This is a genomic window from Methylobacterium sp. CM6257 (assembly GCF_054611515.1).
Genome location: NZ_CM137735.1, coordinates 5,408,872 through 5,430,004, shown reverse-complemented (window position 1 = coordinate 5,430,004; position 21,133 = coordinate 5,408,872). Strand labels below are relative to the sequence as shown.

The following is a 21,133-nucleotide window of genomic DNA, read 5'->3' as shown; positions in this document are numbered from 1 at the left end:
TCTTGGGTAAGGCGGAAACGGCATGGCACCACGGATCGGGGGCGTGCGCCTCGTACACGACGGTTGGGCGCGCTACCTTGTGGCCGAGGTGCTGCAGGATGACGGGAGCCGCATCACGCGGGAAATGGAGGATCACGGCCGGGCGGTCGCCGTGCTTCCCTACGATCCGGACCGGCGGGTCGCGACACTGGTCTCGCAGTTCCGGGCGCCGGTCCTCTATTCCGGCGGTCCCCCGAGCCATGTCGAGGTTCCGGCCGGGCTTCTCGATGAGGGGGCCGCGGAGGACGAGGCGCGGCGGGAGGCGGCCGAGGAGACCGGGCTGCGCCTGAGCGGACTCGAGCTCGTCGCCAGCGCCTGGTCGATGCCGGGCATCTCCACGGAGCGCATGGACCTGTTCCTGGCCGCCTACGGCGCGGCCGACCGGACCGGGACCGGCGGTGGCTTGGCGTCTGAGAGCGAAGCGGTCGCCGTGCACGAGATCCCGCTGGCGGAACTGGCGGCGATGAGCCGGCGCGGAGCGCTCACCGACATGAAGTCTCTGGTGCTGCTGTTCGCCCTGCAATTGCGGCGGCCGGAACTTTTCACAGCCGGGGGCTGAGATCAACCTGCGCGGCGCGGCAAGCGATCCCGAGCGGCGAGGCCGATGAAGCGCCACGACTTGATGAAGTAGCGGCGGAACAGCCGCCGCGGCGCCTGTGCGAACCGGAAGACCCATTCGAGGCCGAGGCGCTGCATCAGGTCTGGCGCGCGCGCGAGGCGGCCCGCCGCCACGACGAGCGCGTCACCCACGCAGAACACCACGGGATTGCCGAGTGCGGCCCCCTGCCGGTCGACCCAGACCTCTGATTTTGGCGCGCCAACCCCCATTACCAGCAATGTCGTACCGTGGGCGCGGATCCGCTGCGCCAGGGCGCGGCCGTAATGCGGATCGGCCTCGAAGCCGAAGGGCGGGACTGCGCTCGCCACCGCGCCGGCCGGGAGCCCCGCCGCCAGAAGTCGGGCGGCCAGCGCGTCCGCCACATCCTGTCGGGAAGCGACGAAGAAGATCCGTCGGGCGAAGCGAGGCGGATCGGCCAGGATGCAGTTCAGGAGGTCGTGGCCGGTGGTCCGGTGCACCGGCTGGCGGCAGGCCATCCGCGCCAGCCAGACCAGCGGCATCCCATCCAGAGTCCGGGCCGCAGCGCGGCAATAGGCGAACCGGAAGGCGGCGTTCTCGCTGAGCTGGACCACGTGGTCGACATTGGCCGTTACGACCATCCGCGGACCGGAGGATCTCTGTGCGGCCACCGCGGCGATGATGCTGGCGGCGGTGCCGATGTGGAAGCGCAGGCCGAACAACTCGACGGTGGACGCCGCCGACGTCGATCCCGAAGCCGACATGAGGGACGCTCGCGTGATGCTCCCGTCCCCACGGAGTGAGGCCGGCCGGGCCAGGTCGAGGTCCAAATCCATCACATCAGGCATCGGCGGCCCGGAAGCTCGCGGCGGGCCGAACCGCGGCGCGCTGGGTGCGGCGGCGGTCGCTATCGGCACCGAGGGTCAGGGCGATGCCGCCACCGAGCAGCAGTCCGAGCACCAGGGCCACAGGCAGGACGATCTTGGGCGAGGGGGGGAAGGTCCGCTGGCGGGCAGGCGTCGCCGCCGAGATGACCCGAACGTTGGTGGTGTTGAGCCGCTCCTGCTCGCTCGCCTCCCGAGCGCGCTTCAGGTAGGCCTCGTAGACGCCCCGCCGGGCATCGAGCGTCCGCTCCAACTCGCGCAGGCCGACATAGGCCCGGTCGCTGCTCGCCGTCTCGTTCTTGACCCGGTCGAGATTGGCCCGGATCGCGGCTTCACTGGCGGCGGCGCGGTCGTAATCCTTCTGGGTGGTCTCGATGATCCGCTCCTTCTCGCGCTGGATCAGGCGCTGAAGGTCGCGCTGCTGGGCGTATTGCTCGGCCATCGCCGGATGGCGCTCGCCCAGCCGGGTGGCGAGTTCGGCGGTGTTGCGCGAGAGCGTGGCGTATTGCTGACGCAGCGCCTGCATCTCCAGGGATTGCAGCATCTCCGGCAGGGCGGTGCTGGGATCCGACGAGCGCATCCGGCGGGCCTGCTCGAGGCGCGACTTCGCTTCGGCTGTCTTGATGGAGGCCGTGACGAGCTGCTGGTTGAGGTCCCCGAGTTGCTGGTCCGTGAGCAGGCGACCGCTGGAGGCGACGAGCCTGTGGTCCTCGCGGTAGCGCACCACGGCGCCCTCAGCCTCCTCGACGTCGCGCTTCAGGCTGGCGAGCCGCCCGGCCAGGGCGTCCGAGGCGCGCCGCGCGGTGTCGGTGCGGGCTGCAGCCTCCTCGGCGAAATAGGCGTCGCCGACGGCGTTGGCGATCCGCGCCGCCTTCTCGGGGTCGCGGGACTGTACCGAAACGTCGATCACGAAGGTCCGCTCGGCCCGGCGGACGCTGAGCCGGGTCTGGAGCGTGTCGAGGGCGATGTTGACGGGGTCCCGGCTCGCGGGCGGCGGCAGCATGCCCAGCGCGCCCTTGACCCAATTCACCATCGGATTGTTGCCGTCCGGCAGCACGAACTCATCGTCTCGGTCGAGGTGCAGCTTCGCGATCACCCGGCGCAGGACGTTGTCGGACTGGATCACCCGCACCTGGCTCTCGGCGATGGAGACGCCGCTATCCGCCTGCGGCTGGCGGGCGTTCACGTCGTTCTCGACGACGCGCAGATCGCTGGGATCCACCAGCACCTGGATGCTGGACGTGTAGCGCGGCGGGATCAGCCCGAGCACCGCCACCGCCGCCGCGACCATGAACAGGGCCCCCAGAACGACGAACCCTCTGCCCCGCCACAGGCGCCGCAGGATCACCCGGGCCTCGGTCCGCGGCGCGACCTGCGGCAGCACCATGCGGACGGGCTGCTCGTCGCTTATTCGTGTCGAGAAGTCGAACATACGCCTCGCTCCCTGACCTGCCGGGGCGGATAACACCACCCGCCACCGACATCGCCGCCGGTCCGTTCCCATTCTGATCAGCTCCGTGCCGATCCGGGACAGGTTCGCGACCGAGGCAGTGTCTTCGGCGACAATCCAGCAAGCGGCGTACCGGACCAGTAATCTCGCCGTGATCCGGGCTCCTCCGGCAGGAATCCCACAGATATCGTCTACAGAGACGATCCTAACTGTCACGACTTAATGGCACCGACAGCACGGTCTTTGTTGGGGACTACGTATCCCGTCTCACGCACGCAGTGCGGATGCGACAATTGACTCCACCGAGTCGTAGGCGCTCGTATCGCCTGCCAGGAAGCGCGCGAAGCGCTGCCTGTCCTGAAAGGCCGCCGCGTTCCAGCGGGCCACGTTGCCCCGGCTGGTCTCGGCTGCACGGGCCAAGCCGCCCCGGGCGATCCACGCGATGAGGGCGCCGGCCGCGTCCTCCGGATCCTCCGGTCGAATCAGCAGGCCGGAGGCGCCCAGCACCTCGCGGGAGACCGGATCGTCCGGCGCCGCCACCGGTATGCCGCCGTGCTGCACCTCCAGGAGCGGCAGGCCGAGCCCCTCCGCCTTCGAGGTGGAGAGCAGAAGGTGGCACGAAGCCACGAGGTTCCGCAGCTCGGCGTCGGGCAGGTAGCCGTGCCGGTGCAGGAACGGCGGCGGGTCCTCAAGGAAGGCGTGGCGGCCCCAGCCGACCCGGCCCACCAAGTGGAGTTCCGCCGGCACACCGGCACGCACGAGGGCCGCCGTCAGGGCGAGGGCGGCCGGGTAGTTCTTGCGCGGCTCGATTGTCCCGATGGCGAGCAGCCGCAGCTTTGTGCCGGGCGTGTAGGCCGCCGCTCCCGGAAGATCCCCTAGGCCGAATGCGTCGCGCACGGTCGGCCGCAGAAGGGCGATGCGGGCCCGGTCCGCGCAGACGGCGCGCACGGCCTCGCCGGTGGTGCGGCTGTTGACGAACAGGTTCGGGCACCAGCGCAGGGCCAGGGCGAAGCTCGGGCTCATGTAGAGGCGGCTGCGCAGGCTCAGGTCCTCGGGCCGGGTCAGCAGGAAGGTGTCGTGGACGTAAACCAGGCAGCGCGACGCCGCGAGCGCGCAGAGCGGTCCCGGCGGGAAGCCGGGAAACAGGAACAGCGCCTCGCGATCCCGGAGCGCCTGCAGGGGCAGTCCGAGCTGCTGCCCGGCGATCATGCCCGGCAGCGATCCGCTGGCCACCGGACGGACCTCGTGCGGCGCGAGCGTGCCGGGGGCGAACAGGTCCAGGGTGACCCGCTCGATCCCGGTGACGTGAGATCGCAGATGCGTCTGGTCGAGGTAGATCCGCCGTCGCAGGCCGCGTTGCGGCCTCATGGAGCGCTCCGCCTCAGGGTTCCGGCGAGGTACAGGCAGCGACGCACCAAGAGGGGCATCCGGCGCCCGAGCACCATCTGCTTGGCCCGCCGAAGGCGGCGCACGAAGGGCCGGGAGGAGGCCGGAACCGTGCCGGCTGCCCCTCTCTGCCGCTCGGCCGCGAAGGGGAAATGTCCGAGCATCGCCGGCGCGAAGCTCGGACGCGCCGTCTCATCCCGCAATCCACGCTGCCGGAAGACGTGTTCGAGTGACAGGGCGGCGGCGGCCGGACTGTAGCGGCTCTCCAGAGCGATCCGCGCGAAGGCGCCGAGCCGCGCGCGGGCCTCGGCGTCCTCAACCAGCGCGGCCAGCGCCTCCGCCAGGGCGCCTGGGCGCACCGCCACGAGGTGGCCGGAGACGCCGTCGATCACCGAGGAGGTCAGGCCGGAGGTGCGGTAGGCGAGCGTCGGCACGCCGCACAGGCCGGCCTCGATCGGGGTCTGTCCCAGGGTCTCGTGGCGGCTTGCCGTGACGTGGAGGTCGCAGGCGCCGTACCACGCGGCCAGGGTCTCCTCGTCGGCGATCAGCCCAGGCGCGAACAGGTTCGGGACGCCGAGCCGGGCCGGATTGTCGAGCCGGCCGATCGCCGCGACGCCCACACCCGGACGCGCCACGGCCTGGAGCGCCGCCCGCAGGTCCGGGAAGCCTTTGTCGGGCCCGTCCACGATCACCGCGGAGACAAGGATTAACACGTCTTCGGGCGGCAATCCCAACCGGCGGCGCAGGGCGGCGCGATCCCCCGGCCGGAACACTGCGGTGGGGAAGGCCAGACGGATCTGCTCCGCCACCGTGCCCGGCGGCGCGCAGTCCCGGGCCCGCGCCAACGTCCACTCGGAATTGGCGAGCAGCCATGGGGCGGCGGGTCCGGCCAGCACCGCGCGCTTGCGGGCATGCATGCCGGCGATCCGGGCGGGGGCGAGCTGCGGGTACTCGTCCGGGCCGGGGCAGGTGGCGTCACAGCCGATGGCGGCACGGCCGCAATCGCGGGGATGGCAGCATCGGCCGGTGAGCGGAAACAGGTCGTGCAGGACGAGAGCCGCCGGCCAGCGCCGGGAGAGGCGGCCGACGACGTCCAGGCTTCGGGTCGCCCCGTGCAGGTTGCCGGCCAGGACCAGATCGGGAGCGGCCGCCTCGATCGCCGCCTCGGCTTGGGGGAAGGCGTCGGTCCACTCGGCGGCCTCAGGGCGGATACTCAAGGCGACATCTGCGACGCGGTGGCCCGCCAGTGCCAGGGCGTCCGCGAGCCGCCGCTGTGCCACGCCCGCACCGCCCTGCGTACCGGTGCCGGTGAGCGAGACGATCGAGAGGCCGCGCGCCGGCGGGGCCAGGGTCTCGCTCAGCCGCTGGAGCAGCACCGGCCGGCCGATGCGTCGCCGCGCAGTGCCCGGGAGGGCCGACCATGCCCGGGCGGCGTCCAGCAGGCCGTCCGCGTCGACGAGCCGGGCCTGTGCGTCCAGCGACCCGCGCGCCCAGAGGATCTCGCCGCCCGTGAACGCGATCCCGCCCGGCGCTTCCGCATCCGCCGGCATGTCGAGGCCTCGGACGGCTTCGTCGAACAGGACACGCAGGCCAGCCACCGCGGCAGCTCCGGTCAGCCCCGCTTCGAGCGCCAGGGCACTCAGCGCGCCGGGGGCGAGCAGATCGCCCGCGCGCAGCCAGAGGAGGTAGTCGGAATCGGTCTCCGCCAGCATCCGCTCCACGGCGGCGGCACCGGAGCCGGCTGCCACGAGGTCGTGTCGGAGTTCCTGGTAACCTTGGCGCAGGACGGAGGCTATGGTGTCGTCGGGCACCGCCCCGTCCCGCGCGACGGTGACGATACGGACCCGCGGCCAGGGCCGCCCGTCGGGCAGGGATGCGGGACGGGCGGGTGCGGGCGCGGCCGGCCCGAACGGCCAGCCGGCGACGCCATGGGCGGGCGGGGGCATGTGTACGGCGTCTGTCACAACGTCTCTGGCGCGATCGGGGGCGACAGACTGTGCGCGAAAGCTGAAGATTGCCTCTCGGTGGCTCGGGAAGCCGTCAGCCGTCCACACGGATCCGGGCCGGGCCGGTCTCCATTCGGCCGATCCGGGCGGCTGCCGGATAGTCTGCTTCCTGGATGCGACCGAGGATCGCCTCCGCCTGGTCGGCCGCGCAGGTCACCAGCAGGCCGCCGGACGTCTGCGGATCGGTGAGGAGATGGCGCCGCCAGTCGGGGAAGCCGGCGGGCAGGTCGACGTCGCTGCCGAACGCCGCCCAGTTGCGGTGCGAGGCACCGGTGACGAACCCCGCGCGCGCCAGCGTCTCCGCCTGCGGCAGCAGCGGCAGGGCGTCGGCATCGAGCGCGAGGGTGAGGCCGGCGCCCCGGGCGATTTCGAGGCCGTGGCCCAGGATGCCGAAGCCGGTCACGTCGGTGAGCGCGTGCACGGCGGGCTCGGCGGCAAGATCCTGGCCGATCCGGTTGAGCAGCGTGGTTGTCGCGACGAAGTCGCGATAGCCGGCCGCGTCCAGCGTCTCGCGCTTGATCGCCGCCGAGTAGACGCCGACCCCCACGGCTTTGGTCAGGATGACCGCATCGCCCGCCATCGCGTCGGCATTGCGCCGCACCGCCTCCCGGCGGCAGGTGCCGATCACCGCGAGCCCGTAGATCGGCTCCGGCGTGTCGATGGAATGGCCGCCCGCGACCGGGATGCCGGCCTCGCCGCATTTCTCGGCACCGCCCCGCAGGATCTTGGCCACCACCTCGGGGGCGATCTTGCCCACCGGCATGCCGAGGATCGCCAGGGCGAAGAGCGGACGCCCGCCCATGGCGTAGACATCCGAGATGGCGTTCGTCGCGGCGATCCGGCCGAAATCGGTCGGATCGTCCACCATTGGGGTGAAGAAATCCGTTGTGGCGACGATGCAGGTGCCGTCCTCAAGCTCCCAAACCGCCGCGTCGTCAGCGGTCTCGTTCCCGACGAGCAGACGCTCGAACGGGCCGGCGGCCGGCTGCTCGGCGAGCAACTGGCGCAGTACCGCCGGATCGAGCTTGCAGCCGCAGCCCCCGCCATGAGCGAGGCTGGTCAGACGGGGCGCATCGGTCATCGCTGGTCTCCGTTCCGGCCGTGGTGGGGGCCGCCCGCCCGGGTGTCAGTAGCGCGTCGTCACCGCGTTGAGCCAGTCCGGGGAGGCCGAGACGGCGGCCGCCTCCACGCGCTTGTCGAGCCCGGTGAGCACCAGAAGGCCGAGTACCACCATCACGGTCCCCAGAACCGCCTTCGCGGCCCGACCGGCCGCCGCGAGCCCGCCGCGCCAGCGCATCAGCGCCTCGCGCGAAGCGAGGCCGAGCAGCATCAGCGGCGCGGCGGCGCCGAGTCCGAAGACCAGCATGGTCACGGCCACGCTCCAGAGGTCCTCGCCCCGTGCCGCCATCAGCGAGGCGGCGCCCAGCGTCGGGCCGACACAGGGGCTCCAGGCGGCCCCGAGCAGCAATCCCACGGCGAACTGGCCGGACAGGCCGCCGGCCCCGAAACCGCCGAAGTGCTCCTCGGCCCAGGCGCCCACCGGCCCGGCCGCAGTCACGACCTGCGTCTGAAGCCGGGGCAGGATCAGGACCAGACCCAGCATCACCAGCAGGACGGCGCCGACGCGGCGGAACACGTCGCCGTCGAGCCCGATGGCGAACCCGATGGTCGCCACGAACAGGCCGATCGCCGTGAACGCGATCGCGAGCCCGGCTGCCAGCGCCACAGGGCCGAGCCGATGCTCCGCGGTCGCGGTTCCGAGCACGATCGGTACCAGCGGCAGGACGCAGGGCGAGAGCACCGAGAGGAGCCCTGCCAGGAACGCGAAACCTACGGTTCCCACCATGCCCCAGCCCCTCCCGGCAGTCGTCGTACAGGAGGCTTCGCGCTTGCCACCCCGGGCGTCAACGCGACCGGCCATCACGGTCCCGATGGAACCCGGCGGCCCGCTACGCACTTCGGCGGCAGCCCGGGCAGTTCTTGGCGGGCCTTGGCGGAGCGGGCGGGTGACCATCTTCTTCACGGGCGACACGCATTTCGGCGACCCGCGGGCCCTGAGGTTCGACCACAGGCCCTATCCGGACCTTCCCGCTCACGATGCCGGGCTGATCGCGGCCTGGAACGGTGCGGTGGCGCCCGGAGACACGGTCTGGCACCTGGGCGACTTCGCCCTCGGCCCGAGCGGCCCGCGGATCCGCGAGATCCTGGACAGCCTCAACGGCGAGAAACACCTGATTGTCGGCAACAACGACGGGCCGGAGACCCTGGCGGAACCCGGTTGGGCCTCGGTGCACCACTACATGGAACTCGACGTCGAAGGGCGGATGGTGGTGCTCTGCCACTACGCGTTCCGTACTTGGAACGGGATGAGCCGCGGCGCCGTCAATCTGCACGGACACAGCCACGGCAAGCTTAAGCCGATGCCGAAGCAATACGATGTCGGCGTCGACCCGATGGGCCCGGCTCCGGTGACACTCCCCGCAATCCTCACCTCCCGGCTGCGCCGGAAGAGCTGATTCGGGCCGGAACCTTCACGTCAGCTTCACCGTTTCAGCGCACAGAAAGGGGTGGACGCGAGCCGCCCCGAGAAACCCGGCAGCGCCCTCCTTGGAGCTGTCATCACAACGAGTGTGTGAGTGTTCCCGTGAGTGCCAGTTCGGCAGCTCTGACCCGCGGTCTCGCCAGTCTTCTGGCCGGCCTCGCCCTGACCTCCTCGGCGCTGGCCCTGCCGGCGTGCCTGGAGGCGCAGCGCAAGGTCGATGAGGCGAATGCCCTGCGTTTCCAGGCGCGTCAGGAGGCGCGGCTGGGCGACCATGACCGTGTCTGCGACACGCTCGACGAGGTCGGCGACCGCTACGACGATGCCCGCGACGCATTCGAGCGATGCGGCGAGGGCGTTGTGGCGATCGACCTCCGGAGCGAGCTGCGGCGCTTGCGGATCGCCAAGAAAATCAACCGCTGCGATTGATCGGGTGCGCGCCCGCACCTCGGGCCGCCCGTCCCCACAGCATCATCTCAACACGTGCGACGCGCGTCGCCTACAAGGTTTTGCGCCGATGACCCCCGCTACGCTTTCGAATGAGATCGAGCCCTCGACCGCTGTCCGCACGGGCCCGTCCTTCGCGGCCGCTCTGTGCGGTTTCCTCAGCACCACCGTCGCCACGACAATGCTCCTCGTACTGATCGGCACGCTCTGATCAGGGTGAGACCGACCAGAACCGCTGGCGGTTGAACAGCATGTCCTGCGTGCCGACCTTCGGGGCCGGCTCCGCACGATGGCTGCAATCCGGCTCCGGCTGTTTCGTGATCGCGGCCGGTGCCGTCGGGATCGGCGCGGGCGTCAGGCCTAAGCGCGTCTGAACTTCGGGCTGGCGCGCCGCCGTGATGGTCAGCACGCAGGCGATCAGGCCGCCGGCAACAGTTCCGAGAAAGAAATTCAACATCGGTGACGTGATCCGGAGGCCGATTCCTTGGGGCCGCAACGCGTGGTCGGTGTCCAACCGGGCGGCATCATGGCGGACCTGACGCTCACGCGGCCTTAACTCCTGTTCTGCGACAGCTACGCGCAATCCTGCCATTCGGGCAGGTCCAACGACGGGGCTGGACCGCCGATGAACTACGCCGCCAACGCCTACGCCAAAACCTCGCGCAACGCGCCGATGACGCCGCGTGAAGCGGAAGCCGCGGTCCTCATCAAAGCGGCCCAGCAGCTGATCGGTGCCAGCCAAGGTCTGGCCACAGGCGACACCGGCCGGCTCAACGAGGCTTTGTCGTTCAACCAGAGGGTCTGGACGTTGCTGACGTCGGAAGCGACGGCCGATGAGAACCCGCTCCCCGTCGACGTCAAGCAGGGTGTGGGTCGCCTGGGCGTCTTCGTCCTGCGCAGCTGCCTCGACACGATGATCGCGCCGACGCCGGAGAAGATCGCGACGCTCGTCTCGATCAACAACGAGATCGCCGCCGGGCTGCAGGGGAACCCGGGCTGACCCCGGACTAGCCTCTGGAGGGTGCGCTCGCGGCCGGATGTTCGTCCTGCCGCGCCGGAGCCGCATTCTCCCACTCGACGAGCTTCCGGCTCAGCTTGAGCGCCCGGTAATACTCGCCCGCCTCGACCGCCTCCGCGATGCCCGCGACCTGCGGTGCGGCGGCCGGGGCGAGCCGCATCAGATCGGTGGCCTGTCGGAAGAACAGGTCGATCCCCGCCGCCGGATCGTCGGCAAGGTAGATGACCGTCAGCGTCAGGTGGATCTGCTTGCAGGCCGTATCGGCCTCGCTCTCCGTAATGATCTCGCTCTCGCGCAGAAACTTGCACTGCGTCTCGATCAGGAAGGTCGAGCGCCGGTCGCCGTTGCGGAGCAGGGCGCCGTTGATGATCAGGCGTTCGAACGGCTTGAGTTCCAGGCGCAGAGGCATCGCGTTTTCCGTTCTAGAAGACGCGCCGATGTCATTCGTAAACGGTTAACGTTCGAAGAATCCGCGCGGTCGCCGGACGGCTGCGTTGCGGATCGCCGCGCCGCTGCTAAAACTCGGACAAATCGCGACCGAGAACCTGCCGATGCCCGCAAGCCGCGCGACTTATCCGAGCCTCCGCGGCAAGCGCGTGCTGGTGACCGGCGGTGCCTCGGGGATCGGCGAGGGTCTGGTCGAGGCGTTCGTGGGGCAGGAGGCGCGAACGCTGTTCTGCGCTATCGCGGATCGCGCGGCCGAGGCACTGGTGGCGCGCCTCACGCCCGGCGCGGCGCACGCACCCCTCTACCGGCGTTGCGACCTGACCGACGTCGAAGCGGTCAGCGCGCTGGTGGCCGACACCGAGACGGCGCTCGGCGGCCTCGACGTGCTCGTGAACAACGCTGGCAACGATGATCGCCACAGGCTCGAGGATGTGACGCCCGCCTATTGGGACGATCGGATGGCGGTGAACCTGCGCCACCTGTTCTTCGCCGCCCAGTCGGCGGTGCCGGCGATGCGGCGGGCAGGCGGCGGCGTGATCCTCAACTTCGGATCGATCAGCTGGCATCTCGGGCTGAAGGAGATGCCGCTCTACCAGACCGCCAAGGCGGCGATCGAGGGGATGACCCGGGCGCTCGCCCGCGATCTCGGGCGGGACGGCATCCGGGTGGCCACGATCGTGCCCGGCAACGTCCAGACGCCGCGCCAAGAGCGGTGGTACACCCCGGAGGGCGAGGCGGAGATCGTGGCGTCGCAATGTCTCGACGGGCGGATCCAGCCCGCGGATGTCGCCGCGATGGTCCTGTTCCTGGCCTCGGACGATGCGCGGATGTGCACCGGCCACGGCTACTTCGTGGATGCAGGCTGGCGCTGAGCGCGCGGCAGCCGTGTAACCCGACGACGACTCGGATCCGCCTCTTACAGCGCCACGGTCCTGAAGCCCGCGATCACGTCCCGCCGCTCGGCCCCGAAGAAGTTCCGGGAGGTGCCGAAGGCGAGCCGTGACCGGGTTGCCCAGGCTCCGCCGCGCAGCGCCTTGCGCGTGCCGAAGGCCGGCTCGGAATATTCCTGGTAGGCGTCCGGCGCGAAGCCCGGGTCAGGGCGAAAGGTGCTAGCCGACCCCCGCTATGTCTGGCTCGGCGACAGGCCGCCGGCCCTGGTGCGCCGTCTGATGGCCCGGGCGCGGCTGATGGTTCTCAGCTCACATATGGAGGGGGCGCCAACGTGATCTCCGAGGCGCTGGTCTCCGGGCTGCCGGTCATCGCCGCGCGGATCATCGGCACGGTCGGGCTGCTCGGGCCCGACTATCCGGGCTATTGTCCGGCCAGCGACACCGAGGCGCTCGGCGCGCTTCTGTGGCGTGCCGAGCAGGATCCGGACTTCCTCGCGCGCCTCCGGCAGGTCTGTGCCGTTCGGGCGGACCTGTTCCGGCCTGAGCGCGAGAAGGCGAGCCTGGACCGGCTGATCCGGGATCTCACCGAAAAGCCGCGCGCCGGCGTTGCAGCGCCCGAAGCCGATCCGACACAGCCGGCGCCGTAGGGACGGATCGGCATAAGACGCTGGCGGGACCGGGGCGCCGGGCGGACAGCCCGCACCGGCGCCGGGGATCGTGCGTCAGTCGCACGTTTCCTTCTTCACGGTCTTGGAATCGCCCATGTCGTTTTCCTTCCGCACCGTCTTGGTGACGCAGCCGTCGCCGTGATCGCGAACCGTCACGGACTTCGACTCGGAAGCCGGATGCTCGACGACAACGGCGGGGCGGTCGCGCTCGATGACGGTGGTCTGCGCCTGCGCGGCGGCGCAGAGGCTCAACAGGGCAGCGGTGGTAAGCAGGGTCTTGCGCATTCTGGGACTCCGGTACCTGCGATGGTACCGATTAACTGCGGCCCCAGCTTGAGCGTTCCGCGGATGGACACGTCTTGAAGGCGGGCCGAACCCGTAAAGGAACTTGGCTCGGCCCGCGCGCCGTTCGGCATGAGGAACAGCCGGAGCGACGCCGCCAATGACCCCGGATCAGGGGACGTTTCAAGCCCGGTGAACTACGTGCGCAGACCCCGAACAGGCTCAGCCGCCCGTCATCGGCGGGAAGAAGGCGACCTCGCGGGCGCCTGCGATCCGGGCGTCCGGCTTGGCATGGGCCCGGTCGATGGCCGCGCGCACCACGCCCGGATCGTCGAACGCGTAGGCGTATTCCTCGCCCCGGCCGCGCAGCCACGCGACGAGGTCGGCGACCGTGACGACCTCCGGCGGCGGCGACAGCTCCTCCTCGGGGCGGCCGATCCGCTCGCGGACCCAGGCGAAATAGACGAGCTTCATCGCATCACCGTCCCGGAATGAAGGCAGAGACCGGCCGCCCTGCGCGCCGAACCTCAGCGCGGATCGTCGATGACGTGCTTGATCCCGGCGCGCATGTAGTCCCAGCCGGTCCAGAGCGTCAGCGCGGCGGCGAGCCACAGCAGCGCGAGGCCGATCGGCTCCGTGCCCGGCAGTACCGTCTCGCCCGCGGGCCCCGCCACCAGGAAGCCCAGCGCCAGGAGTTGAACCGTCGTCTTCCACTTGGCGATCTTGCTGACCGGCAAGCCGACCTTGAGCTCGGCGAGGTACTCGCGCAGGCCCGAGACCAGGACTTCGCGGCACAGGATCACGATCGCCGCCCAGATGCTGGAGCCGACGATCGTGTGGTCGGCCGTCAGCATCAGAAGACAGGCCGAGACCAGCAGCTTGTCGGCGATCGGGTCGAGCATCCGGCCGAGCGCGGAACTCTGATGGTAGGTACGCGCGACATACCCGTCCAGATAGTCGGTGATCGCGGCTGCCACGAACACCCCCAGCGCTGTCCAGCGGGCAGTGTGCGAGTCGGGCCAGAACAGTAGCGCGACCATCACCGGTACCGCGACGAGGCGCCCGTAGGTCAGGCAGTTCGCGAGCGTCCAGGCCGGCGACCGTCGTCGGGGAAGGACGGCGTTCATCGCCGGGGTGAAATCAGAGCGCGGCCCGGGCGTCAACGCCTCAGCCTCGGGCTTTGCCATGACGATGGGATCCTCAGGCGCCGGCATGGAAGAAGTCGTACACCGCCCGCGCGGTCGCGGCGTTGACGCCCGGTGTCTTGGCCAGATCCTCGAATGCGGCGCGCTGGATCGCCTTGACGGTTCCGAAATGGTGCAGCAGCGCGCGTTTGCGGCTGGGCCCGATGCCGGCGATCTCGTCCAAGGGATTCTTCACCATCTCGCGCTTGCGCTTGGCCCGGTGGCTGCCGATGGCGAAGCGGTGAGCCTCGTCGCGGAGCCGCTGCACGAAATAGAGCGTCGGGTCGCGCGGCGGTAGTTTGAATGGCGGCCGGCCCGGCACGAAAAACGTCTCGCGCCCGGCATCGCGGTCGCGTCCCTTGGCGACGCCCACCAGCGGCACGCCCGCGACCCCGACCTCGTCGAGGGCCGCCCGGGCCGCGTCGAGCTGGCCCTTGCCGCCATCGATGAGCACGAGATCGGGCCAGGCGGGGAAAGCCTCCCCATCCTCTGGCGCGGCCGGGACGGGCTCTTGCGCGCCGCCCTCGGCAGCCGCTGCGGCGGCTTCGGGCTCGGTGCGCGGCGCCTCCTTCACGAGCCGCTTGAAGCGCCGCTGCAGCACCTCGCGCATCATGCCGTAATCGTCGCCCGGCGAAAGGTCCTCGGACTTGATGTTGAACGTGCGGTAATGCGCCTTCATGAAACCGGTCGGTCCCGCGACGATCATACCGCCGACGGCATTCGTGCCCATGATGTGCGAGTTGTCGTAGACCTCGATCCGGCGCGGGGTATGGTCCAGGCCGAAGGCCTGCCCCAGGGCCGCGAGCAGCTTGCCTTGTGAAGCGGTATCGGCGAGGCGCCGGGCCAGGGCCTCCTTGGCGTTGCGCTGGGCGTAGTCGACGAGGTTCTTCCGCTCGCCGCGGCTCGGCCGATGGATCTCGACCCGGTGATCGACACGGCTCGACAGAGCGGCCGCCACCAGCTCCGCGTCCTCGATCGGGTGGCTGGTGAGCACCGTTCGGGGGGCGGGCTTGTCGTCGTAGAACTGGCCGATGAACGAGCCCAGCACCTCCTCGGGCGTCATCGTCCGGTCGGCCTTCGGGAAATAGGCGCGGTTGCCCCAGTTCTGGAAGTTCCGGAAGAAGAACACCTCGATGCAGAATTGGCCGGCCTGCTCGTCGAGGGCGAAGACGTCGGCCTCCTCGACGCCCTGCGTGTTGACGCCCTGCACGCCTTGGATCGCCGAGAGCGCGGCGATCCGGTCGCGGAAACGGGCGGCGCGCTCGAACTCCATGGCGTCGGAGGCCGCCTGCATCTCGGCACGCATCTGGTCCTTCACGGCATTGGACTTGCCCGCGAGAAACGCGCGGGCCGAATCCGCCATGGCGGCATAATCTTCGAGCGCGATCTCGCCCGTGCACGGGCCGGAGCAGCGCTTGATCTGGTAGAGCAGGCAGGGGCGGGTGCGGTTCTCGTAATAGCTGTCCGTGCAGGTGCGCAGCAGGAAGGCGCGCTGCAGGGCATTCACCGTCCGGTTGACCGCCCAGACGCTGGCGAAGGGGCCGTAATAGTTGCCCTTCCGGCGCCGGGCGCCGCGGTGCTTGACGATCTGCGGGGCCGGGCCGTCGTCGGTGACCAAGATGTAGGGGAACGACTTGTCGTCCCGCATCAGCACGTTGAAGCGGGGCTTCAGCTGCTTGATCAGGTTGGCTTCGAGAAGCAGCGCCTCGGTCTCGGTGGCGGTGGTGACGAACTCCATCGCCGCGGTCTGGGAAATCATCCGGGCGATGCGGTTCGAATGCGCCTGGCCCCGGGCGTAGGAGCCCACCCGGGCCTTCAGGTTCTTGGCCTTGCCGACGTAGAGGACGTCGCCGCGATGGTCGAACATCCGGTATACGCCGGGCGAGGACGGCAGCGTCGACCAGAAGCGGCGGATCACCTCCGTGCCGGCCTGGACGGCTCCGGGCTCGAAGTCGAAATCGATCTCCGGCGAGGCGTCGTCAGGCAGCGTGGCCTCGGGCTCGTCGGCGCTCTCGTCCCGCTCGGCGTCGCGGCCGTCGTCGAAGGTGTCGGGTGGCAGGTCTGTGAGGGCTCTGCGGCTCATACCGCAGATCTAAGCGTTCCTGTCCCCGAGGGGGACGGGGCGGCGGACAAAAATCGCGCGCCGCCTGCCTGCGGGCGCATCAGTCGAACAGGGAGTCGATGTCGCTCTGGTCGACGTGCCCGGGATCGTGGTCGAGCTTCGGCCCATTGAGCAGCGAACTCTCGTCGTCCAGCGAGGTCGGCACCGGCATGACGGTGATGAGCTCCTTGAAGCTGTCGAGCTCCGACCATGTTGCGATCAGCCGGTCGAGGTGCTCCTCGATGAACTTCATCACGCCGACGATCTTGGTGATCCGCTGGCCGGTCAGGTCCTGGAAGTTGCAGGCCTCGTAGGCCGTGATGACCCGTTCGAGGATGGCATCGACATGCTGCTTCATGCCGGGCGGCAGCGTCGCGGCATTCAGCATGCCCGCATGGCTCTCGATCTCCTCGACTGCGCCCAGGAGCTGTGTCGTCGCCCGCTCGGTCGAGTCCACCACAGCGTCGAGTTCGTCCGCCGCCCGGCGCATGCCCTTGCCGGTATTCTCCGTGCGGTGCAGCGTCGCCAGCTCCGCCTTGGTCCGCGTGATCGCTTCCTTCATCAGGTCGAGTTCGGAGCGCATCGCCAGCGCTTCATGAAGCTCACGGCGGCAGGATTCGATCGTCTCGCTGGCGCTCATCTGCGTCACGCGGCGCAGATCCTGGATGGCGCTGAAGATCTCGTCGAGGCGCTCGCTCGAGGCGGAGTTGCCCGGCGCCGGTGTTGCCGCGACCCCCGGAAGCCCGAGGGCGTCTTCGATGCGATAGCGCTTCTGGGTCATCGTCCGGGCGTGAGCGTTCGGGTTCCGTCGCCGCAACTCTCTAACACATCGGTTAGCGGACTATGACTGCCTGGCTTTCGCGCAGGCGGCCGCTGCTGAATTTATCTCTGGGTGTCGGCAAGGGCGCTTTACCGCTGATTCACGCTGAGGCTGGCGGTCCGGGGAGAGGGCGCCGGCCGCCAGCGATTCACCACGTTCATTCACCTGATTCGCGGGAATCCGGCGGGATCGTGCGCGACACGGGGCGGGTGCTCCGGTTCTGGAGCGTGCGACGATGCGGGGTTCGGTCCGTCTGGGTCTCTGGGCAGCCTTGGCCGCGGCGGCTTGGTGTGCGCCCGCGCAGGCGCAGCAGGCACGCTACGCCGAGTCCGGCTATGGCGGTGGCCTCATCGAGTACCTCGTCACCGGCAGTGTCGGAGGCGGCCGTGGGTGGCCGCAGCGCTACGCGGCTCCGCAGCGGGTCGCGGCCTATTCCGGTGAGCTGTTGCCGGCCGAGCCGGAGCCGCTGCAGGCCTACGCAGCGCCGCGGGCTTACGGGTCTCCGCCGCAAGTCGTCTACGGCGCGGATCCCAGCCGCATCGCCCGCGAGGTCTCTCCGGAGTACCGGCGCCAGGAGGTCACGTTCCCGGGGCCCCAGAAGCCCGGGACGATCGTGATCGATACCGCGGGCAAACACCTCTATCTCGTCCAGCCCGAGCACCGGGCGCTGCGTTACGGCATCGGCGTCGGACGCCCCGGCTTCGCCTGGAGCGGCCTGAAGACCGTGAGCCGCAAGGCCGAGTGGCCGGACTGGACGCCGCCTTCTGAGATGCTCGCCCGACGCCCCGACCTGCCGCGCCACATGGCAGGCGGGCCGGAGAACCCTCTCGGCGCCCGCGCTCTCTATCTCGGCTCGTCGCTCTACCGCATCCACGGCACCAACGAGCCGCACACGATCGGCCAATCGGTCTCGTCCGGCTGCATCCGGATGATGAACGACGATGTCATCGACCTCTATGACCGCGTGCCCGTCGGTACGCGCGTCGAGGTGCTCTGAGCATCGTCCCGCTCCCGACAGGTGCCGAAAACACGTGAGGCCCGGCCGCGCTCAGGTGCGGCCGGGCCTCTCGCATGGGCAGGCGCGACGTTCAGGTCCAGTCGCTGTCGTCGCCGCCGCCGAGATCGCCGCCGAAATCGCCGCCCGGATCGCTGTAGCCGGCGTCCTGGAAGTCTGCGCCGCTGTTGTCGAGGGCTGCGCCGAGATCCTGGTTGCCGTCGTCACCGTAGTAGTTGTTGATGATCGTCTCGCCCGTGCCGCCGCCGAGACCTGCTGCCGCGGCGCTGCCGAGACTCGAATGGCCGCCCGCGAAGGCGTTCGAGAGGGCGCTTCCCAACAGCATGCCGCCGGCCGCGCCGGCCGCCATCGGGAGGGCGGTGGCGAGGAAGCCGCCTCCACGGGCCGGGGCCTGCGGCTGACCACCCCAGGGCCCGCCCTGCTGCGGGTAGCCTTGCTGGGGGTATCCCTGTTGCGGATAGCCCTGCGGCGGACCACCGGCATTGCCCCAAGGCTGGCCGGCCGGCCGCTGCTGCCCGTAACCGGGCTGAGGCTCCTGGCGCTGGCCGCCACCGCCGAAGATGCTCGACAGGAAGCCACCGCCGCCTGAGGATTGGGCCGGAGCCGCTTGGCGGCGTGCCTCCTCAAGCTGCTGGTTGAGGCTCTTGATCGCCTCTTCCTGCACGTAGATCAGCTGCGCCATGGCATAGGGCGCGTAGGGCTGCGCGCGGATCTTGTCGGCGATGAAGCGCTCGGCCTCAGCATCGCGGGGCTGGCTCTGCGCCTGCTCCAGACGCTGGAAGATGCCCGAGATGACGTCGCGTTCTTCGCTGTTCATGGAGTCGTCCTCCTCGAAACCTACCCGCGGGCTCGAACGCGCCGCATGGCAGGTACGACATGGGTGCGCGGCGACGCTTTGTCAGGGGAGATTGCAAAAACTTCATGCGGGAACCTGTGGCGGCCGAATACGTGACCTCCGCAAGCCTGCTCGGCTCAGGCTCCGCGCGTACACGAGATGAAAAAGCCCGGCCGTTCGGCCGGGCTGCAAGCACCCTACCGAGCCGCTGATTGGCCCGGCCGGGAGTCGTCGGCGGACCGTCTTAGAAAGTGCCGAACTTGTAGTTCAGGCCGGCGCGGACGACAGCGAATTCGTTGTTGTTGCGCAATGGCACGTTGTTGAAGACCGGCACCAGCCCGGCGGGCGTGACGAGGCCGCCGACAAGCGGAAGACCCGAGTTGCGGCCCTGGTCGAGGTTCACGTACAGGCCTTCGACCTTCACCGTCACGGCCGACGAGCGGAAGAAGTTGAGCCAGCTGTCGGTGGGCAGGGCGTACTCGACACCGCCGCCGACCGTCCAGCCGGTGACGAAGCTGCTGCGGCTGCCGGCGAAGTTCTGGAACGCGACGCGCGCGCCCTGATCGCCCGTGGCGTAGGCGAAGCCGCCCGTGGCGTACACGAGGGTACGGTCGAAGGCGTAGCCGAGACGGCCGCGCACCGTGCCGAAGAAGTCGAGCGTGCTCAGCAGGCCGTTGGTGGGCACGAAGGCGCCGAAGGCCGGGCCGGGCGCGCCGGTCAGCAGAAAGCTCTGACGACGGCGGCCGAAATCGAGGTACTGGGCGTCGGCCTCGAAGCCGATCACGGCGCCCGAGCCCGGGGTCAGCTGCCAGTTGTAGCCGATCTGGCCGCCGCCAGAGAACCCTTCGTTGCTGTTGCGGCTGTACAGGATCGAGGAGCCCGGCGTCAGGACGGCGGGGACGAAGGCGCCCGCGGGAGTGATGGCGATGGGGCTGCCGGCCGTCTGCACGAAGCCGTTGGCCCGGTTCGAGCTGGCGTCGAAGCCGTAGCCCGCGTTGAAACCGGCGTAGAAGCCGGTCCAGGTGAACACCGGAACAGGCGTGAACACCGGCGGCGGAGCAGCGCGACGCGGCAGGTCGGCCGCGAAAGCGGAGCCGGCGAGGGCGATGCCCGCAAGAGCGGTGGTGGCGCGGAGCAGGGATTTCATGGGCTGGTCCTCACTGATGGTCCGCACCGCCGACCCGGGAGGACGTCAGCGGAACGCGGATCTGGTTCTTCAGCGGTTCCAGGGCTGCTTTACGCTCCGCGGTGTCGCCGACCGCTGATCGCGGCCCCTTCAAGCAACCCGCCGTTTTTCCCCGGACCTTGACCCCCCAACGCGCTCGAATGGCCAAGGTTCGGCCACGGCCACGCTTTTTCGCGCTCAGCCCGTTGACAAATTGTCGCACCCCCCTTGTGGCTGGGGCCGCTGAGATGCCGGCTCAGGGCGTGAGCGCGATGGCGGAGATTAGGCGCCCGTAATCGGGCTCGCCGCGATGCGTGGTTCGACGGTAGCTGTAGAAGCGCTCGGGGTCGGCATAGGTGCACAAGTCGAGCATTGCGGCCTCACCGACTTCCGCCTCGGTCAGCCGCGACAGAATGAAGCCCGGAAGGTCAAACTGCGCGTGACCGGGCCGTGTGCCCTCAGCCAGGAACCGTTCCATGCCGGGCGCATCCGAGCGGAAGCGCGCGACGAAATCCGGCCCGACCTCATAGGAGGTTTGGCTGATCGTCGGGCCGAGGACCGCCACGATCTGGTGCCGCCGCGCGCCGAGCGCCTCCATGGCCGCCACCGTCGCTCCGATCACCCCGGTGAGCGCGCCTTTCCAGCCGGCATGCGCGGCTCCGACCACTCCGTTCTCAGGATCCGCGAACAGGATCGGCCCGCAATCCGCCGTGGCGATGCCGAGCGCCAGGCCGGGAACCCGCGTCACCATGGCGTCGGCCTTGGGACGCTGCGCTGCCGAGAAAGGAGCCTCAACGGTAACCACGTCGGCGGAGTGGATCTGGTACAGGCTCACGAGGCGGTCTGGCGGCAGCCCGAGCTGGGCGCACATCCGGGCCCGGTTCTCGGCGACGCGCCCCGGCACGTCCTGCGAGCCGAGCCCGCCGTTGAGCGAGGCATAGATCCCCTCCGAGACGCCCCCGCAGCGGGTGAAGAAGGCGTGGCGCACGCCCGAATGCGAGGAGAGTTCCGGCGCCTCGATCAACAGGCCTGCGGTCACGGTCGGCTCCATGGCGGTTTCCCTCTCGCGCCCCGATACCGGAAGCGTGGCCTCTTGACGATGTCGTTCAGGCGTCAGATTCTTGTTGCATTGCAGTATGGAGCCGGGTCCGGCTTCAATCCGAGAAGGATCGCGATGTCAGGACGGATCGAGACTGAAGCCCCGATCGAAACGACGACACCCGAGGCGCAGGAGCCCCGGCTCCCGACCGCACCTGCCCATCCGGTGACGGGCGAGCTCGCCGCCTTCGACCCGACCGACCCGAACCCCCCCGCGCCGCCGATCCCGCGGCCGGCGAGCCAGACGGATTCCGGTTTCGGTTCCTTCGGCTGAGCAGACCT

Annotated in this window: 25 protein-coding genes and 1 pseudogene; 9 read left to right on the top strand and 17 right to left on the bottom strand. The window is 69.8% G+C overall.

What is annotated here, in order from left to right:
- Nucleotides 1-22: 22 nt before the first annotated feature.
- On the top strand, nucleotides 23-598 hold the full coding sequence (locus ACYCO6_RS26475) for an NUDIX domain-containing protein (RefSeq protein ID WP_459764871.1): 576 nt from the start codon (nucleotides 23-25) through the stop codon (nucleotides 596-598).
- Between the two features lie 2 nt (nucleotides 599-600).
- On the opposite strand, the gene ACYCO6_RS26470 is transcribed toward ACYCO6_RS26475, so the two are convergent.
- The 6 genes from ACYCO6_RS26470 to ACYCO6_RS26445 all read right to left on the bottom strand — a co-directional run bounded on the left by ACYCO6_RS26470 (nucleotide 601) and on the right by ACYCO6_RS26445 (nucleotide 8,188).
- The gene (locus ACYCO6_RS26470) at nucleotides 601-1,380 is read right to left on the bottom strand and encodes a WecB/TagA/CpsF family glycosyltransferase (protein WP_459764869.1); all 780 of its coding nucleotides are present in this window, start codon (nucleotides 1,378-1,380) and stop codon (nucleotides 601-603) included.
- Between the two features lie 76 nt (nucleotides 1,381-1,456).
- Nucleotides 1,457-2,932 carry a GumC family protein gene (locus tag ACYCO6_RS26465; protein WP_459764867.1) on the bottom strand — a complete coding sequence of 492 codons (1,476 nt, stop codon included), beginning with the start codon at nucleotides 2,930-2,932 and terminating at the stop codon, nucleotides 1,457-1,459.
- A 285-nt stretch (nucleotides 2,933-3,217) separates the two neighbouring features.
- Nucleotides 3,218-4,318, bottom strand: coding sequence for a glycosyltransferase (locus ACYCO6_RS26460; RefSeq protein WP_459764865.1), 1,101 nt, complete (start codon nucleotides 4,316-4,318; stop codon nucleotides 3,218-3,220).
- Nucleotides 4,315-6,300: a glycosyltransferase gene (locus ACYCO6_RS26455; protein ID WP_459764863.1), complete on the bottom strand. Its 1,986-nt coding sequence runs from the start codon at nucleotides 6,298-6,300 to the stop codon at nucleotides 4,315-4,317. Before ACYCO6_RS26455 ends, ACYCO6_RS26460 begins: the two co-directional genes overlap by 4 nt.
- A 76-nt stretch (nucleotides 6,301-6,376) precedes the next feature.
- A complete protein-coding gene (gene selD / locus ACYCO6_RS26450) occupies nucleotides 6,377-7,423 on the bottom strand; it encodes a selenide, water dikinase SelD (protein ID WP_459764860.1) in 1,047 nt (348 codons plus the stop codon).
- A 45-nt stretch (nucleotides 7,424-7,468) separates the two neighbouring features.
- Entirely contained in the window at nucleotides 7,469-8,188 is a 720-nt protein-coding gene (locus ACYCO6_RS26445; protein ID WP_459764858.1) for a cytochrome c biogenesis CcdA family protein, read from the bottom strand.
- 160 nt (nucleotides 8,189-8,348) lie between these two features.
- Here ACYCO6_RS26445 and ACYCO6_RS26440 point away from each other — a divergent pair, with 160 nt between their 5' ends.
- The 3 genes from ACYCO6_RS26440 (at nucleotide 8,349) to ACYCO6_RS26430 (ending at nucleotide 9,539) form a co-directional block, all read left to right on the top strand.
- The gene (locus tag ACYCO6_RS26440; RefSeq protein ID WP_459764856.1) at nucleotides 8,349-8,858 is read left to right on the top strand and encodes a metallophosphoesterase family protein; all 510 of its coding nucleotides are present in this window, start codon (nucleotides 8,349-8,351) and stop codon (nucleotides 8,856-8,858) included.
- 128 nt (nucleotides 8,859-8,986) lie between these two features.
- A complete protein-coding gene (locus ACYCO6_RS26435) occupies nucleotides 8,987-9,310 on the top strand; it encodes a hypothetical protein (RefSeq protein WP_459764854.1) in 324 nt (107 codons plus the stop codon).
- A gap of 88 nt (nucleotides 9,311-9,398) precedes the next feature.
- On the top strand, nucleotides 9,399-9,539 hold the full coding sequence (locus ACYCO6_RS26430; protein ID WP_459764852.1) for a hypothetical protein: 141 nt from the start codon (nucleotides 9,399-9,401) through the stop codon (nucleotides 9,537-9,539).
- Here the strand turns inward: ACYCO6_RS26430 and ACYCO6_RS26425 are convergent, their stop codons facing one another.
- Complete coding sequence (locus ACYCO6_RS26425; RefSeq protein ID WP_459764850.1) at nucleotides 9,540-9,785, bottom strand: hypothetical protein; 246 nt, start codon at nucleotides 9,783-9,785, stop codon at nucleotides 9,540-9,542.
- A gap of 168 nt (nucleotides 9,786-9,953) precedes the next feature.
- On the opposite strand from ACYCO6_RS26425, the gene flaF reads away from it, so the two are divergent.
- Nucleotides 9,954-10,328 (top strand): flagellar biosynthesis regulator FlaF, encoded by a 375-nt coding sequence (gene flaF, locus ACYCO6_RS26420; RefSeq protein WP_459764848.1) that lies wholly within the window; start codon nucleotides 9,954-9,956, stop codon nucleotides 10,326-10,328.
- 7 nt (nucleotides 10,329-10,335) lie between these two features.
- Here flaF and ACYCO6_RS26415 read toward each other — a convergent pair whose 3' ends face one another.
- Complete coding sequence (locus tag ACYCO6_RS26415; protein WP_459764846.1) at nucleotides 10,336-10,755, bottom strand: flagellar biosynthesis repressor FlbT; 420 nt, start codon at nucleotides 10,753-10,755, stop codon at nucleotides 10,336-10,338.
- 142 nt (nucleotides 10,756-10,897) lie between these two features.
- On the opposite strand from ACYCO6_RS26415, the gene ACYCO6_RS26410 reads away from it, so the two are divergent.
- A complete protein-coding gene (locus ACYCO6_RS26410) occupies nucleotides 10,898-11,665 on the top strand; it encodes an SDR family NAD(P)-dependent oxidoreductase (protein ID WP_459764844.1) in 768 nt (255 codons plus the stop codon).
- Between the two features lie 44 nt (nucleotides 11,666-11,709).
- Here ACYCO6_RS26410 and ACYCO6_RS26405 read toward each other — a convergent pair.
- Nucleotides 11,710-11,853, bottom strand: a pseudogene (locus ACYCO6_RS26405) (formylglycine-generating enzyme family protein); the annotation flags it as partial.
- Nucleotides 11,854-12,015: 162 nt separating this feature from the next.
- On the opposite strand from ACYCO6_RS26405, the gene ACYCO6_RS26400 reads away from it, so the two are divergent.
- Complete coding sequence (locus tag ACYCO6_RS26400) at nucleotides 12,016-12,330, top strand: glycosyltransferase (RefSeq protein WP_459764841.1); 315 nt, start codon at nucleotides 12,016-12,018, stop codon at nucleotides 12,328-12,330.
- Between the two features lie 75 nt (nucleotides 12,331-12,405).
- Here ACYCO6_RS26400 and ACYCO6_RS26395 read toward each other — a convergent pair whose 3' ends face one another.
- The 5 genes from ACYCO6_RS26395 to ACYCO6_RS26375 form a co-directional block, all read right to left on the bottom strand.
- Complete coding sequence (locus ACYCO6_RS26395) at nucleotides 12,406-12,636, bottom strand: hypothetical protein (RefSeq protein WP_459764839.1); 231 nt, start codon at nucleotides 12,634-12,636, stop codon at nucleotides 12,406-12,408.
- A gap of 219 nt (nucleotides 12,637-12,855) precedes the next feature.
- A complete protein-coding gene (moaD, locus tag ACYCO6_RS26390) occupies nucleotides 12,856-13,107 on the bottom strand; it encodes a molybdopterin converting factor subunit 1 (RefSeq protein WP_459764837.1) in 252 nt (83 codons plus the stop codon).
- Nucleotides 13,108-13,160: 53 nt separating this feature from the next.
- Entirely contained in the window at nucleotides 13,161-13,760 is a 600-nt protein-coding gene (pgsA, locus tag ACYCO6_RS26385; protein ID WP_459773743.1) for a CDP-diacylglycerol--glycerol-3-phosphate 3-phosphatidyltransferase, read from the bottom strand.
- A 73-nt stretch (nucleotides 13,761-13,833) separates the two neighbouring features.
- On the bottom strand, nucleotides 13,834-15,900 hold the full coding sequence (gene uvrC / locus ACYCO6_RS26380) for an excinuclease ABC subunit UvrC (protein WP_459764835.1): 2,067 nt from the start codon (nucleotides 15,898-15,900) through the stop codon (nucleotides 13,834-13,836).
- 79 nt (nucleotides 15,901-15,979) lie between these two features.
- A complete protein-coding gene (locus ACYCO6_RS26375) occupies nucleotides 15,980-16,699 on the bottom strand; it encodes a protein phosphatase CheZ (protein ID WP_459764833.1) in 720 nt (239 codons plus the stop codon).
- Nucleotides 16,700-16,973: 274 nt separating this feature from the next.
- Between ACYCO6_RS26375 and ACYCO6_RS26370 the strand changes: the two genes are divergently transcribed.
- Nucleotides 16,974-17,735 carry a L,D-transpeptidase gene (locus tag ACYCO6_RS26370; RefSeq protein WP_459764831.1) on the top strand — a complete coding sequence of 254 codons (762 nt, stop codon included), beginning with the start codon at nucleotides 16,974-16,976 and terminating at the stop codon, nucleotides 17,733-17,735.
- 91 nt (nucleotides 17,736-17,826) lie between these two features.
- Here ACYCO6_RS26370 and ACYCO6_RS26365 read toward each other — a convergent pair whose 3' ends face one another.
- The 3 genes from ACYCO6_RS26365 to pgeF all read right to left on the bottom strand — a co-directional run bounded on the left by ACYCO6_RS26365 (nucleotide 17,827) and on the right by pgeF (nucleotide 20,780).
- On the bottom strand, nucleotides 17,827-18,570 hold the full coding sequence (locus ACYCO6_RS26365) for a DUF2076 domain-containing protein (protein ID WP_459764829.1): 744 nt from the start codon (nucleotides 18,568-18,570) through the stop codon (nucleotides 17,827-17,829).
- 262 nt (nucleotides 18,571-18,832) lie between these two features.
- A complete protein-coding gene (locus ACYCO6_RS26360; RefSeq protein ID WP_459764827.1) occupies nucleotides 18,833-19,735 on the bottom strand; it encodes an outer membrane protein in 903 nt (300 codons plus the stop codon).
- A gap of 274 nt (nucleotides 19,736-20,009) precedes the next feature.
- Entirely contained in the window at nucleotides 20,010-20,780 is a 771-nt protein-coding gene (gene pgeF / locus ACYCO6_RS26355; RefSeq protein ID WP_459773741.1) for a peptidoglycan editing factor PgeF, read from the bottom strand.
- A 147-nt stretch (nucleotides 20,781-20,927) separates the two neighbouring features.
- Between pgeF and ACYCO6_RS26350 the strand changes: the two genes are divergently transcribed.
- Entirely contained in the window at nucleotides 20,928-21,125 is a 198-nt protein-coding gene (locus ACYCO6_RS26350; protein WP_459764825.1) for a fibronectin-attachment protein (FAP), read from the top strand.
- Nucleotides 21,126-21,133: the final 8 nt, after the last annotated feature.

Excerpts from the sequence above, each read along its gene's own strand:
- ACYCO6_RS26395 (WP_459764839.1), bottom strand. The coding sequence starts at position 12,636 with ATGCGCAAGACCCTGCTTACCACCGCTGCCCTGTTGAGCCTCTGCGCC.
- ACYCO6_RS26375 (WP_459764833.1), bottom strand. The coding sequence starts at position 16,699 with ATGACCCAGAAGCGCTATCGCATCGAAGACGCCCTCGGGCTTCCGGGG.
- ACYCO6_RS26445 (WP_459764858.1), bottom strand. The coding sequence starts at position 8,188 with ATGGTGGGAACCGTAGGTTTCGCGTTCCTGGCAGGGCTCCTCTCGGTG.
- ACYCO6_RS26350 (WP_459764825.1), top strand. The coding sequence starts at position 20,928 with ATGTCAGGACGGATCGAGACTGAAGCCCCGATCGAAACGACGACACCC.
- flaF (WP_459764848.1), top strand. The coding sequence starts at position 9,954 with ATGAACTACGCCGCCAACGCCTACGCCAAAACCTCGCGCAACGCGCCG.
- ACYCO6_RS26470 (WP_459764869.1), bottom strand. The coding sequence starts at position 1,380 with ATGTCGGCTTCGGGATCGACGTCGGCGGCGTCCACCGTCGAGTTGTTC.
- ACYCO6_RS26430 (WP_459764852.1), top strand. The coding sequence starts at position 9,399 with ATGACCCCCGCTACGCTTTCGAATGAGATCGAGCCCTCGACCGCTGTC.
- ACYCO6_RS26460 (WP_459764865.1), bottom strand. The coding sequence starts at position 4,318 with ATGAGGCCGCAACGCGGCCTGCGACGGCGGATCTACCTCGACCAGACG.
- ACYCO6_RS26475 (WP_459764871.1), top strand. The coding sequence starts at position 23 with ATGGCACCACGGATCGGGGGCGTGCGCCTCGTACACGACGGTTGGGCG.
- ACYCO6_RS26415 (WP_459764846.1), bottom strand. The coding sequence starts at position 10,755 with ATGCCTCTGCGCCTGGAACTCAAGCCGTTCGAACGCCTGATCATCAAC.
- pgsA (WP_459773743.1), bottom strand. The coding sequence starts at position 13,760 with ATGAACGCCGTCCTTCCCCGACGACGGTCGCCGGCCTGGACGCTCGCG.
- ACYCO6_RS26465 (WP_459764867.1), bottom strand. The coding sequence starts at position 2,932 with ATGTTCGACTTCTCGACACGAATAAGCGACGAGCAGCCCGTCCGCATG.
- uvrC (WP_459764835.1), bottom strand. The coding sequence starts at position 15,900 with ATGAGCCGCAGAGCCCTCACAGACCTGCCACCCGACACCTTCGACGAC.
- ACYCO6_RS26425 (WP_459764850.1), bottom strand. The coding sequence starts at position 9,785 with ATGTTGAATTTCTTTCTCGGAACTGTTGCCGGCGGCCTGATCGCCTGC.
- moaD (WP_459764837.1), bottom strand. The coding sequence starts at position 13,107 with ATGAAGCTCGTCTATTTCGCCTGGGTCCGCGAGCGGATCGGCCGCCCC.
- ACYCO6_RS26410 (WP_459764844.1), top strand. The coding sequence starts at position 10,898 with ATGCCCGCAAGCCGCGCGACTTATCCGAGCCTCCGCGGCAAGCGCGTG.
- ACYCO6_RS26360 (WP_459764827.1), bottom strand. The coding sequence starts at position 19,735 with ATGAAATCCCTGCTCCGCGCCACCACCGCTCTTGCGGGCATCGCCCTC.
- ACYCO6_RS26365 (WP_459764829.1), bottom strand. The coding sequence starts at position 18,570 with ATGAACAGCGAAGAACGCGACGTCATCTCGGGCATCTTCCAGCGTCTG.
- selD (WP_459764860.1), bottom strand. The coding sequence starts at position 7,423 with ATGACCGATGCGCCCCGTCTGACCAGCCTCGCTCATGGCGGGGGCTGC.
- ACYCO6_RS26370 (WP_459764831.1), top strand. The coding sequence starts at position 16,974 with ATGCGGGGTTCGGTCCGTCTGGGTCTCTGGGCAGCCTTGGCCGCGGCG.